Genomic DNA, 11,534 nt, shown 5'->3' with positions numbered 1-11,534 from the left:
CTACAACACCAGCGTACTGGCCGGCTTCGGCGCGCAGAGCGTCAAGAAGGACGATCTGCAGGAGTGGGACTATGGCGCCTATGAGGGGCTGACGACAAAACAGATCCTGGCCGAGCGCCGCGGCTGGAATGTGTTTCGCGATGGGTGTCCAAAGGGCGAGATGGCGGCCGATGTCGGCGCGCGGGCCGACAGGATTATCGCTGGGCTGCGCGAGGCCAATGCCAGCATATTGGTGTTTTCCAGCGCGCATTTTCTGCGCGTGCTGGCGGCGCGCTGGATCGGGCTGCCGCCGGAGGGCGGCGCGCTGCTCGTGCTCGATACGGCCAGCATCAGCGTGCTCGGCTACGAGCATGATTTGAGCGAGCCGGTCATCCGGAAATGGAACCAGAAATAGAGCAGCTTCGGCCAGCGGCGCCGCTTACGCCTATCTGTCGAATTTCCTGATCGCCTCAGCGGTTACCGGCGTGAAGAAATTCACCAGATTGCCGTCAGGGTCGCGAAACAGCAGCGAGCGGTTGCCCCAGGGCATGGTGGTCGGCTTCTGCACAGTGATATTCCTGAGGAGGTCCGAGAGCCTGGCGAATTCAGCATCGACGTCGCCGACGCGGAACTCGATGATGGCGGTGTGGTTGTCGGCGGGGCGGGCGATGTCGCCGCCGAACAGCATCAAGGTGCGCGTGCTGCCGATCGCCAGCGTGCAGGTCGGCGTCGCCAGTTCGGCGAAGTCTTCCGTGTACACCGTCACGGGCATGCCGGTGATCTCACCGTAGAAGTGAACGAGACGCTGGACGTCCGACGTGATGATGCGGACGGAGACGAAATTCATTGCATTGGCTCCCTGATCGTTGAAGCCGTGGCCGGCTCCCATCCGACCTATAGGCCAGGCCTGCTGACAGCTTTCCGTCAGGAAGGATCGCCGTGCGCCTGCACCAGCGGCACGCCCTGCTTACCCCCTCAGCAGCGCCAACTCTTCTGCTGTCAAATGCCGTGCCGTACCCTTGGCGAGGTCGCCGAGCGGCAGGCGGCCGATAGCGATGCGGATGAGGCGCAGGACCTCGACGCCATGCGCGGCGAGCAGGCGACGGATGTGGCGGTTACGGCCTTCGTCGAGCACGATCTCCAGCCAGGCGGTGCGGCCGCCGCTGCGCAAGAGTTCGATCGAGCTGGCGGTCAGGGTCTCGCCGTCGACGGTCACGCCCGCGCGTAACGTCTCCAGCATCGCCTCGTCCGGCACCGTGCCGATCTGCACGTGATAGGTCTTGGGCAGATGCGAGGCCGGGTCCATCAGCCGGTTGGCAAACCGGGTGTCGTTGGTCATCAGCAGCATGCCTTCGCTGGCTTTGTCGAGCCGGCCTACCGGCGAGACGAAGGGCAGATCGAGCCCTTCCAGGCAGGCATAGACGGTGTCGCGCTGCTGCGGGTCGTCGCGGGTGGTGACCAGCCCGCGCGGCTTGTTGAGCATGAGGTAGACCTTGCGCTCGGCAACCACCGGCCTGTCGTCGACGACGATGCGGTCGCGGTCGAGGTCGACGCGCAGCGCCGCATCGCGCACCACCTTGCCGCCGACGCGCACGCGGCCTTCGGCGATCAGCACCTCGGCCTGTGTGCGCGAGCACAGGCCGAGCTTCGACAGCGCCCGGTTGAGACTGACGCCGGGCGCCCCCTGCCTGCCGCTCTGCCGTGTCTGCCGTGGTGTCATGGTGCCGTCTGCGCTGGTGGAGCCGACAGATGCCACGGGCTGCAATGGCTTCGCAAGCGTGGTGCTGTCTTCCTATACAGGGCAAGGGGCAATGGCGGCATCCGTACCGCCTGGAACAGCGATATTGTCGCCGCCGCATCCGCTATAATCTGCACCCCATGAGTGAGTCCGCTGCGCCGATAACCAAGACCGTCGTCATCGGTGCCGTGCCGGCCAAGGTCTGGCGGATACTAACGACGCCAGAAATGATCCCGCAATGGATGTCCGACGAGGAGTTGACCGTCAGCCTGCAAGGGCAGGCCGGCGGCGCGATCGTCATGCGCGGACTGCTGCACGGAATACCGTTCGAAAACCACGGCACCATCCGCACTTTTGAGCCGGGAATGAGCTTCGCCTACAGCTATTGGAGCACGCTGTCGGCCTCGCGTCTGGCGGACGTGCCCGAAAATCACACCGTGGTCAGCTTCGACCTGGCGCCGGCGGATGGGGGAACACTGTTGACACTGACGCTCAGCGACTTCGCCGAACCGGCGATCCGTCCGCACGCCAATCTCTACTGGGGACCGACCTTGCAGATCCTGAAGGCGGTCTGCGAGCGCGCTTGAGAGCGGGCGGGAGTCATCGCAGCGGATAGGTCGTCCCGCCCTTACTCTTTGGGGTGTCGGGTGAGGGCCAGCGTGCGAATACGGTCGGCGACGGCGCTGTCGACCGGGTTGTAGACGGTCAGGCTCAAATCCGGCCGGCCGTCGACCGCGAAGCCCGAATATTCCAGTTCGATATCGCCAAGTTCCGGGTGCTTCAGGCGCTTTGTCCCGTCGCCATGGCTGAGCACGCCGTTTTCCCGCCACAGGGCGGCAAACTCGGGGCTGGCGCTGCAGAGTTCGTCGACGAGTTCACGCACCTCGGAGACAGCACCGGCGCGTGCCGCATCGGCCCGGAACGCGCCCACCACGAAACGGGCGAGGTTTTGCCAGTCGTGCTGCCTGGCGCGGATATGGGGACTGAGGAACATGAAGCGCAGAATGTTGCGCTCGCCCTCGGGCAGGGTGCTGTAGTCGGTCAGCACGACCCTCGCGGCACGGTTCCAGGCAACGACGTCCCAGGTGGCGGTCCTGACTATGGCGGGGCTGGCATCGAGCGTGTCGATGAGGCGCTGCAGCCGGGGGCTGACGCCTTCGACGCCCCTGTAGCGGACCTCGGGCGGGCGCCCCAGCCCGAGCATGAAAAGATGTTCGCGCTCCGCCTCGGTCAGCAGCAGCCCCTTGGCGATGCGGTTGAGGACATCGGCCGAGGGTGCGCCGCCGCGGCCCTGTTCCAGCCATGTGTACCAGGTCGGGCTGATGTTGGCGCGCTGTGCGACCTCTTCGCGGCGCAGCCCCGGCGTGCGTCTGCGTCCGGAAAACCCGAATGATGCGGGATCAAGCCGGGTGCGCCGGTCTTTGAGGAACGCTGCTAGTGAGCCGGAATTGGAAGGCATCCTGTTAGCCATTATACCACGATAAGATCACTACTTTAATAGAATAATAGACCGGCAATATTACGCAGGCAACTGTACAGGAGATTTTGCATGCGTATCTTTCTCACCGGCGCGACCGGTTTCATCGGTTCCGCGATCGTTCCCGAACTCATCAAGGCAGGCCATCAGGTGGTCGGCGTGACCCGCTCCGACGCCGGCGCCGAGGCGCTGGCCGCCGCCGGTGCTGAAGTGCATCGCGGAACGCTCGAGGAGCCCGAAGGGCTGTGCGATGGCGCGGCCAAGGCGGACGGCGTGATCCACACGGCATTCGACCACGATTTTTCGCGGTTTGCCGAGAATTGCGAAAAGGACAAACGCGTCATCGCCGCACTGGGCGCCGCGCTCGCCGGCTCCGACCGGCCGCTGGTGATCACCTCTGGCGTCGGCATGGGCAGCCCCGGGCATGGCCAGTTGGCGATCGAGGACGTCTTCAACGCCAGCCATCCCAATCCGCGCATCGCCTCGGAGCTGGCCGGCAATGCCTTGCTGGACGCCGGCATCAATGTGTCGGTGGTGCGGCTGCCGCAGGTCCACAATCCGGTCAAGCAAGGCCTTATCACGCCGCTCATCGAGATCGCGCGTGAAAGGGGCGTCTCGGCCTATGTCGGCGACGGCCGCAATCGCTACTCCGCGGGCCACCTCCTCGATGCGGCGCGGCTTTACCGGCTCGCCGTGGAAAAGCGGCAGCCGGGCGCGCGCTATCACGCGGTCGGCGAGGAAGGTGTCGAAGTGCGCGCTATCGCCGAGGCGCTCGGCCGGGGTTTGAAATTGCCGGTGGTTTCCATTGCGCCGGAAAAGGCGGCGGAGCATTTCGGCTGGATGGCGATGTTCGCGCCGATGGATCTGCCGGCCTCCAGCGCTCTGACCCAGGCACGGCTCGGCTGGCACCCCACCGGCCCGACGCTGATCGCCGATCTCGACGCCATGCGGTATTGATGCGCTTAGCAACGCTCGAGGTGAGCCGAAGTCTCTGACTTCGTCAGCCCCGTCGCGGAGACCCTGGGCCACGCCGCGACCTTTCGGGATTATGCTCCAGGGCTGACCGCGTAGCGCAGATGGACGAGCCCATGCGCCAGCGCCTCGCAGCTCTTCAGGGACAGCTGCGTCTTGCCCGCCAGGCCGCTCTCGCCGAACTCGACGAAACCCTGATTGGCGGCCCGTCCGTCGATCGCGGGTGCAACGAGAAGGCTCAATTCATCGACGAGCCCGGCGGCGAGGAAGGAACCGTTGATGCTGGCGCCGCCCTCGAGCAGCAGCCGGCTTATGCCGAGTTCGCGTCCGAGGACCTCAAGCATCGCGGCGAGATCGATATCGCCGGTTTCCGCGACGATATAGGACACGCCGTCGGCGGCAAGCTCTGCCAAATGGCTGTCGGCAACGTCGCGCCCAAGCAGCACCACGACATGGTCGCCACCGATGTCGGGTTTGGAAAAATGAAGCTTGCCCGAGGCATCGAGCGCCACGGCATAACCCGCACCTATTTGCGCGAAATGATAGGGCCGGTCGACCTTGCCGGCATTGGCCGGCGGATGCGCGCCGGCCTTGCTCATCTCGGCCATGGTGACGCGCCCGACGATCCAGGCATCAGCCGCGAGATCATTATGGATATGCTCGTAGAGGCTCGACCACTCGGCCCGGGTGCCATCGGGGCTCGAGGTATAGCGGCTGGGGTGGAGGCTGCCGTCAAGGGATGCCAGCATATGGCAGATGATTTGCGGCTTCATGTTGTTCTCCAGTCGAGTGCTTTGGGTTCAGTCCAAAGTAGTGCCACGCCGGGAGAATGGAAGCCGCACGCCTCATGACGTACCCAGCCGTTGAGACGGCATGTGCCGGCAGGTATCATGACCGGATGTCCGCGAACATAATCCTGTTTCATTCGGTTCTGGGGCTGCGCGAGCACGAGCGGCATCTCGCTGGAAAGCTGGGCGCCGCCGGTCACGCCGTTTCGCTGCCGGACCTCTATGCGGGCGTGGCGACGGACGATCTCGAGCAAGGCTTCGCGATCAAGGCGCGGATCGGCTGGGAGGTCATTTGCCAAAGGGCGCGCGATGCCCTGGCCTCGACGCCCGGCGATACGGTGCTGGCGGGGATTTCGATGGGTGCAGGCGTGGTCGCGTCAGTCTGGGCCTTGCGGCCGCTGACGGCCAAGGTGCTGCTGTTGCATGGGCTGGCAACCGTGCCTGCGAACATCCGGCCCGGCCTGCCGGTTCAATTGCATGTCGCCGACACCGATCCGTTCTTCCCCGAGCCGGATGTCCGCGCCTGGCAGCACGCCGCCGAGGCCGCGCAAACCGATGTGCGGATCTTCCGCTATCCAAACTCGGGACATTATTTCTCGGATCCAGCTCTGCCCGACTACAACGACACAGCCGCGGCGCTGCTTTGGCAGCGTGTTCTGGCGTTCCTGGATTGAGAAGCAGAGGGGCGGCCTTGCATTGGAGGTCTTCCGACAAAGCGGCCCCCACGCCGGAAATCCAAAATCCGACAATTCCGATAATTTGCCTGGCACCGCTGTTATATCGATGTTGCACAAATGGTTGGCCCTGGGTTAGCATCCCTGCGCAGGCGTCGGTGGGAGGCTCTTTTTACAGCGGCGGCCAGCTGGAGCGGCATGCGTTTTCGGGCGCAGGGAGGATGCTCCACACTTTGAACCGACGCATGATCCTTCCTGAAACCGATCCCGGTTTTCGGGTCGTGCGTTCTTGTGGAGGAGGATCCCATGAACAGACGTGAATTCCTGCTGTCGTCCGCGGCTTTCGGCGCCATGATGGTTGCCGCGCCTTCTGTGTTTGCGCAGGACAAGCTCACTATCCTTGGCTCGGTGCCCAGTCTCGGCTTTCCGTTCTTCGTGCACATGCTGAACGAGATCAAGGCGGAAGCCGCCACGCAAGGCGTCAATCTGACCGAAAGCGACGGCCAGAACTCGGCCACCAAGCAGACCGCCGACATCGAGGCCGCCCTGGTGCAGAAGGTCAACGCCATCGTCATCTCGCCGCTCGACGTCAACGCCCTGGCGCCGGCCATCGAGGAAGCGGTCAAGGCCGGCGTTCCCGTGGTGACGATCGACCGCCGCGTAGACGGCGTCGAGGGCATCCTCGCCCATGTCGGCGCCGACAATGTGAAGGGCGGCGAGGCGGAAGCCAACGCCGTGGTGGCGGCGTTTCCCAACGGTGCCAAGCTGTTCCATCTGCAGGGCCAGCCCGGCGCCGGCCCGGCGATCGACCGCAACAAGGGCGTGCACAATGTGCTCGATCCTCTGAAGGACAAGTATCAGATCGTCTTCGAGCAGACCGCCAACTTCGCCCGCGCCGAGGCGCTGTCGGTGACCGAGGCTGGCCTTGCCGCCAACGGCAAACCCGACGCCATCGTCTGCGCCAATGACGACATGGCGCTGGGCGCCATGGAGGCTTGTGCCGCGCGCAACTTCACCGACGTCAAGATCTACGGCTTCGATGCACTGCCCGAAGCGCTGGTCGCCGTGCGCGACGGCAAGCTTGCGGGCACCGTCGAGCAATTCCCCGGCGAGCAGTCGCGCACTGCGGTGCGCATCGCGGTGGCCTTTGCCAAGGACAAGACCGAGCCGAAGGAGAAGCTGGTGCTGCTGACGCCAATCGTCATCGGCAAGGACAATCTCGACAAGGCAGAGCGGATTGGCGAGACGAAGTAGGGGTTTGGCGGGGATCGGCCGATTGGCAAAGCCGGCGGGACAGCGCCCCCCTCTGTCCTGCCGGACATCTCCCCCTCAAGGGGGAGATCGACTGTTCCTCCTGCTTTCGCCAGTTCCCAAATGTTGAAAGAAAAGGTGTCGCCGGTGACACAGCCAATCTCCCCCCTTGAGGGGGAGATGTCCGGCAGGACAGAGGGGGGCGTTCAAGCGCTGACAGGCGACATCAACTGCATGGAAGGAGCCACCCTTGCCGCCAGCCGCTGAAGCCGCCTCGCCCGAACCCATCCTGCTTGCCGTCGAAGGCATCACCAAGCATTTCGCCGGCGTGACGGCGCTCAGCGATGTCTCGCTCGATATCCGCCCCGGCGAGATCCTCGGCCTGCTGGGCGAAAACGGCGCCGGCAAATCGACGCTCTTGAAAATCCTGTCGGGTGTGATGCCGCCATCGGGCGGCCGCATCACTTTCGACGGTGCCGATTATCATCCCTCCAGCCCGCAGGATGCCAAGCGGCTTGGCATCGTCACCATCTATCAGGAACTGAGCCTGATCCCGACGCTGACCGTGGCGGAGAACATTTTCATCGGCCGCGCGCCGATCGGCCCGCTCGGGCTGGTGAGTTGGCGCAAGATGGAGGAAGATTCCCGCACGATCATCGCCCGCGTCGGTCTCTCCATAGACCCGATGACGCCGGTCTCGGCATTGTCCGTGGCCGAGCAGCAACTGGTCGAGATTGCTCGGGCGCTGTCGCTGGAAAGCCGGCTGATCATCATGGATGAGCCGACCTCGGCGCTGACCGAGACCGAGGTGCAGCGGCTGCTGTCGATCATGGACCGGCTGCGCAAGGACAGGGTCGCCATTATGTTCGTCACCCACCGGCTGGAGGAAGCGTCCGCCATATGCGATCGCATGACGGTGCTGCGCGACGGCAGGCTTGCCGGCCACCTTAACCGTGAAGGCGGGCCGATCGCGCTGCCCAAAATCATCGAGAAGATGGTCGGCCGCGCGGCGTCCGAGCTCTACGCCCGGCCGGCGCAACGCGCGGTGGCCGGCGATGTCGTGCTGTCGGTGCGCGGCCTGCGCACTGTGCGCGACCCCGAGGCGCCGCACGCCATCGTGCTCGACGGCGTCGACATAGACCTCAAGGCCGGTGAAATCCTCGGCGTTGCCGGGCTTGTCGGCTCAGGCCGCACCGAACTGGCGCGCGCTATCTTCGGCGCCGACCGCATCGCGGCCGGCACCATCACGCTCGACGGCAAGCCGATCGCCCCGTCATCACCCGCGGACGCCATTGCCCTCGGCATCGGCCTGGTGCCGGAGGACCGCAAGCACCAGGCGATCTTTGCCGCGCTGGGCATCCTGCCGAATTTCTCCATCGCTTCGCTGGGCAGCTTCAGCAACGGTTTCGGCTTCATGGCCGAGCGGCGCGAGCGCGATGCGCTGTCCGGGTTTCGAAAGATGCTGTCGATCCGCATGGCTTCGGCCGAGCAGGCGATCGAGGGCCTGTCGGGCGGCAACCAGCAAAAGGTGATCCTGGCGCGCTGGCTCGCGCGCGATCCGAAAGTGCTGATCGTCGACGAGCCGACGCGCGGCGTCGATGTCGGCGCCAAGACCGAGGTGCACCAGATCCTGGTGCAGCTTGCGGCGCGCGGCATTGCGGTGATGATGATCTCGTCCGAACTGCCCGAGGTGCTGGCGGTTTCGGACCGCATCGTCACCATGCGCCGCGGACGCATCACCGGCCAGATGCCGGGCGTCGAAGCAAACGAGGAAAGACTGATGGAACTGATGGCACTCGACCGCAAGGAGACACTATGAGCGTGGCGGGGGAGCAGGATCAGCGCGGCGGCATCAACTTCGCGCGGCTTTTGATGAGCTTCGGGCCGCTGCTGTTCCTGGTGGCGCTGATCATCGTCTTCACGGTGCTGAAGCCGAGCTTCATGGACCCGATCAACCTGTTCAACATCACAAGGCAGATCTCGATCACCGGGCTGATCGCGCTCGGCATGACCTTCGTCATCCTTACCGCCGGCATCGACCTGTCGGTCGGCTCGCTGCTCGCCTTCTGCGGCATGGTCGCCGCCGTGGTCGCCAAGGGCGGCACGGCCAACACGCTGTCGCTGTCGACGAGCGGCACGCAAGGGTTCGGCTGGTTCGCCGCGCTGCTGGCCGCCATCATCGTCGGAGCCGCTGCCGGCGGCGTGCAGGGGCTTGTCATCACCCGGCTGAAAGTGCCGCCCTTCGTCGTCACGCTGGGCGGGCTGACGGTGTTTCGCGGGCTGACACTGACCATCTCCAATGGCGGCCCGATCTCGGGCTTCGACGCCTCGATGCGCTGGTTCGGTACCGGGCTGATCGGCCCGGTGCCGGTGCCGGCGCTGATCTTCGCGGCGGCCGCCATCCTGTGCCACATCGTGCTGCGCTACACGCGCTATGGCCGCGCCGTCTATGCCGTCGGCGGTAATGCGGAAGCAGCGCGGCTGTCGGGCCTGCGCGTCGACCGCATCCTGGTCTCGGTCTACGTCATTGTCGGCTTCTTCGCCGGGCTCGCGGCCTTCGTGCTGTCGGCCAGGCTGAACTCCTCGGAAGCGGTGGCGGGCATCGGCTACGAACTGACCGTCATTTCGGCCGTCGTCATCGGCGGCACCTCGCTGTTCGGCGGCATCGGCTCGGTCGGCGGCACGGTGGTGGGCGCGGCGCTGATCGGCGTGCTGCAGAACGGGCTGCAGTTCAACAACGTCTCGTCCTACACGCAAAGCATCGTCATCGGGCTCATCCTGATCCTGGCGGTGGCGTTTGATCGGTGGCTGAAGTCGAGGGTAAGAAGGTGAGGGGGACGGTTCTCCCTTCTCCCTCTGTTGGAGAAGGGGAGCCCCATTCCTTGCAAAACAATCATGCTTTGCTAGAAAGGTTTTGGCGGGTGGCATCGTGAGAGAACCTCATGTTTGCCGATATCATCAGACCGATCACCCTAGGTTTTTCGCTGCTGCGGCGGTTCTGGCCGCAGCTCATGGCACTCGTGCTGGCCGGCGTGATGGTCGGCGATCTCCTCATGCTGCTGGCGGCGAAGGTGGCGCTGGCCAATCACTTCGCCGGGTTGGCGATGCTGACGCTGGTGGCGCTGGCGCAGCTGGTGGTGACGGTGGCAATGTTCCACGTGCTGCGCCCCGGCCTGCCGCATGTGGTGGCCGCGCAGCGCGGCGCCGACAAGGCCGCAACCACCGAGACGCAAACGAAGCCGGGTGCCGAGGCTGACCGGCGCGGCTCGCGGCTGGTGCGGATGATCACCATCGCGCTTCTGCCGTTCTTCGCCTATTATGCCGCCTGGGGATTTCTGGGCGACGTCGTGCGGCAGTATTCGCGCGAAACACTCGACCAGGCCGATTTCGGCCAGAGCGCTGATGTGCTCGACGTGCTCGACTCGCGCTGGCTGCTGGTCTCCGTGGCGGTGTCCTGGCTGATCCGCCGGCTGGCCAAATTCATGCAGGCTAAGACAGGTGCGGAGTCGTTCTGGCAGATCGTGGTGGTGATCTGCGAGACCAACTGGATCTTCGTCGGTCTCTACGTGATCAGCCGATGGAAGGATTCGGCCCTGCAATGGCTGATGAGCCGCAATTTCTGGTCGGCCCTGCAGGCATCGGTGGACGGGCTGGCAAACCCGGTGCCGATGGCCTCGGCCGCACCCATGGTGCCGGTCGAGATCTCCTCGATCGCGCCGTCGACGGCTGCGATCAACCTGTTCTTCTTCATGCTCCTGCCGCTGATCTGGCTGGTGATGGCGGCGCTGATCTACGGCTATGATGTGCGCGACGATGCTGCCCTGATGCGCGTGCATGGCCGGCTGGAGCGTGCCGGCCGGCGCTATGCCGGCCTGCCGAAATTCCTGCGCGATTTCGTCGAGCATTTCATCGCCGGCTACCGCTCGCGCTATCTGCCGATCGCCAACGGCGTGCGGCTGACGGTCAGCGCCAGCCTGGTGCTGTTGTGCACGCTGGTGGTCGGCTACCGGTTGCTCGACTGGGGCGCGGCCTGGCTGTGGCTCGGCGCGACGCGGCTGATCGGTCCACACGAGCTCGATATCTGGCAGATTTTTTCGCATGCCGTGACGCTGCTCTTCGGCAGCCCGTTCCAGGATTCCTCCACCGGCATCCTGATCGAGCCGCTGCGCATATGCTTTCTCGCCGCCGTGCTGGAGACGGCGTTTTCGATGGCGAAGCGGGCGGGGAAATGAGCTTTCTTTACGGGGAGAAGGATGCTGTCACTTCGGCGGCCGCTGAAAACGCAGGAACCAGGGGCGCTCGCTGCCCAGGCCAATGGCTGGGCGGATGGTCTCGATGGCATCCTCGGGCACGATGAAGGTCTCGCCGACGCTGATGATTTCGCCCTTTTTGGCGCCGGAGAAGATCGCCGAGGTGCAGTTCATCACGCCGTCCGGCAGGCTGACGCCGGAGATGAAGTCGGGCAGCCAGCGGCGGCCGGCGGCGTCGGTCAGCATCACCTTGCAGCCCAGCCACTGCTTTTGCAGATCGGGATCGCCGACCGTGACGGCGAAGGTGGCGATGACGGCCAAGGCATGCTCGGGCAAGCGGCCGGCCTTGCCGCCGCGCAAATCGGCCAGCCGCCATTCGCTGCCGCCGAACGGCGCGCCTTGGCC

The 11,534-nt window shown here is 65.0% G+C and carries 13 protein-coding genes; 8 read left to right on the top strand and 5 right to left on the bottom strand.

The window, feature by feature from the left end:
- On the top strand, window positions 1-394 hold a 394-nt coding region (locus EN994_RS05050), incomplete at its 5' end, for a histidine phosphatase family protein (RefSeq protein WP_127307420.1).
- Window positions 395-424: 30 nt separating this feature from the next.
- On the opposite strand, the gene EN994_RS05045 is transcribed toward EN994_RS05050, so the two are convergent.
- Both EN994_RS05045 and EN994_RS05040 read right to left on the bottom strand, forming a co-directional pair.
- A complete protein-coding gene (locus EN994_RS05045; RefSeq protein ID WP_013530567.1) occupies window positions 425-826 on the bottom strand; it encodes a VOC family protein in 402 nt (133 codons plus the stop codon).
- Between the two features lie 120 nt (window positions 827-946).
- The gene (locus tag EN994_RS05040) at window positions 947-1,699 is read right to left on the bottom strand and encodes a pseudouridine synthase (protein ID WP_063170295.1); all 753 of its coding nucleotides are present in this window, start codon (window positions 1,697-1,699) and stop codon (window positions 947-949) included.
- A 44-nt stretch (window positions 1,700-1,743) separates the two neighbouring features.
- Between EN994_RS05040 and EN994_RS05035 the strand changes: the two genes are divergently transcribed.
- Window positions 1,744-2,304 (top strand): SRPBCC domain-containing protein, encoded by a 561-nt coding sequence (locus tag EN994_RS05035; protein WP_245465985.1) that lies wholly within the window; start codon window positions 1,744-1,746, stop codon window positions 2,302-2,304.
- A gap of 41 nt (window positions 2,305-2,345) precedes the next feature.
- Here the strand turns inward: EN994_RS05035 and EN994_RS05030 are convergent, their stop codons facing one another.
- A complete protein-coding gene (locus EN994_RS05030; protein WP_063168648.1) occupies window positions 2,346-3,188 on the bottom strand; it encodes a helix-turn-helix transcriptional regulator in 843 nt (280 codons plus the stop codon).
- Between the two features lie 78 nt (window positions 3,189-3,266).
- Here EN994_RS05030 and EN994_RS05025 point away from each other — a divergent pair, with 78 nt between their 5' ends.
- The gene (locus tag EN994_RS05025; RefSeq protein WP_063168647.1) at window positions 3,267-4,151 is read left to right on the top strand and encodes an SDR family oxidoreductase; all 885 of its coding nucleotides are present in this window, start codon (window positions 3,267-3,269) and stop codon (window positions 4,149-4,151) included.
- Between the two features lie 89 nt (window positions 4,152-4,240).
- Here the strand turns inward: EN994_RS05025 and EN994_RS05020 are convergent, their stop codons facing one another.
- Window positions 4,241-4,939 (bottom strand): RibD family protein, encoded by a 699-nt coding sequence (locus EN994_RS05020; RefSeq protein ID WP_063168646.1) that lies wholly within the window; start codon window positions 4,937-4,939, stop codon window positions 4,241-4,243.
- Between the two features lie 125 nt (window positions 4,940-5,064).
- Between EN994_RS05020 and EN994_RS05015 the strand changes: the two genes are divergently transcribed.
- The 5 genes from EN994_RS05015 to EN994_RS04990 all read left to right on the top strand — a co-directional run bounded on the left by EN994_RS05015 (window position 5,065) and on the right by EN994_RS04990 (window position 11,111).
- Window positions 5,065-5,628, top strand: a complete 564-nt coding sequence (locus EN994_RS05015) for a dienelactone hydrolase family protein (protein WP_024501764.1) — start codon at window positions 5,065-5,067, stop codon at window positions 5,626-5,628.
- A 306-nt stretch (window positions 5,629-5,934) separates the two neighbouring features.
- Window positions 5,935-6,882 (top strand): substrate-binding domain-containing protein, encoded by a 948-nt coding sequence (locus EN994_RS05010; protein ID WP_013530574.1) that lies wholly within the window; start codon window positions 5,935-5,937, stop codon window positions 6,880-6,882.
- Window positions 6,883-7,129: 247 nt separating this feature from the next.
- On the top strand, window positions 7,130-8,698 hold the full coding sequence (locus tag EN994_RS05000; protein ID WP_063168645.1) for a sugar ABC transporter ATP-binding protein: 1,569 nt from the start codon (window positions 7,130-7,132) through the stop codon (window positions 8,696-8,698).
- Window positions 8,695-9,711 carry an ABC transporter permease gene (locus tag EN994_RS04995; RefSeq protein ID WP_013530576.1) on the top strand — a complete coding sequence of 339 codons (1,017 nt, stop codon included), beginning with the start codon at window positions 8,695-8,697 and terminating at the stop codon, window positions 9,709-9,711. The genes EN994_RS05000 and EN994_RS04995 overlap by 4 nt, the downstream gene beginning before the upstream one ends.
- A 110-nt stretch (window positions 9,712-9,821) precedes the next feature.
- A complete protein-coding gene (locus tag EN994_RS04990) occupies window positions 9,822-11,111 on the top strand; it encodes a hypothetical protein (protein ID WP_063168644.1) in 1,290 nt (429 codons plus the stop codon).
- A gap of 27 nt (window positions 11,112-11,138) precedes the next feature.
- Here EN994_RS04990 and EN994_RS04985 read toward each other — a convergent pair.
- A partial coding sequence (locus EN994_RS04985; protein ID WP_127307419.1) for a hypothetical protein occupies window positions 11,139-11,534 on the bottom strand: 396 nt, incomplete at its 5' end.

The organism is Mesorhizobium sp. M7A.F.Ca.CA.002.09.1.1 (assembly GCF_003998555.1).
Taxonomy (GTDB): domain Bacteria; phylum Pseudomonadota; class Alphaproteobacteria; order Rhizobiales; family Rhizobiaceae; genus Mesorhizobium; species Mesorhizobium ciceri.
The sequence above is the reverse complement of the archived record's forward strand: the minus strand, read 5'-3'. Positions and strand labels throughout refer to the sequence as shown.

Excerpts from the sequence above, each read along its gene's own strand:
- EN994_RS05045 (WP_013530567.1), bottom strand. The coding sequence starts at position 826 with ATGAATTTCGTCTCCGTCCGCATCATCACGTCGGACGTCCAGCGTCTC.
- EN994_RS05040 (WP_063170295.1), bottom strand. The coding sequence starts at position 1,699 with ATGACACCACGGCAGACACGGCAGAGCGGCAGGCAGGGGGCGCCCGGC.
- EN994_RS05035 (WP_245465985.1), top strand. The coding sequence starts at position 1,744 with ATGGCTTCGCAAGCGTGGTGCTGTCTTCCTATACAGGGCAAGGGGCAA.
- EN994_RS05030 (WP_063168648.1), bottom strand. The coding sequence starts at position 3,188 with ATGGCTAACAGGATGCCTTCCAATTCCGGCTCACTAGCAGCGTTCCTC.
- EN994_RS05025 (WP_063168647.1), top strand. The coding sequence starts at position 3,267 with ATGCGTATCTTTCTCACCGGCGCGACCGGTTTCATCGGTTCCGCGATC.
- EN994_RS05020 (WP_063168646.1), bottom strand. The coding sequence starts at position 4,939 with ATGAAGCCGCAAATCATCTGCCATATGCTGGCATCCCTTGACGGCAGC.
- EN994_RS05015 (WP_024501764.1), top strand. The coding sequence starts at position 5,065 with ATGTCCGCGAACATAATCCTGTTTCATTCGGTTCTGGGGCTGCGCGAG.
- EN994_RS05010 (WP_013530574.1), top strand. The coding sequence starts at position 5,935 with ATGAACAGACGTGAATTCCTGCTGTCGTCCGCGGCTTTCGGCGCCATG.
- EN994_RS04995 (WP_013530576.1), top strand. The coding sequence starts at position 8,695 with ATGAGCGTGGCGGGGGAGCAGGATCAGCGCGGCGGCATCAACTTCGCG.
- EN994_RS04990 (WP_063168644.1), top strand. The coding sequence starts at position 9,822 with ATGTTTGCCGATATCATCAGACCGATCACCCTAGGTTTTTCGCTGCTG.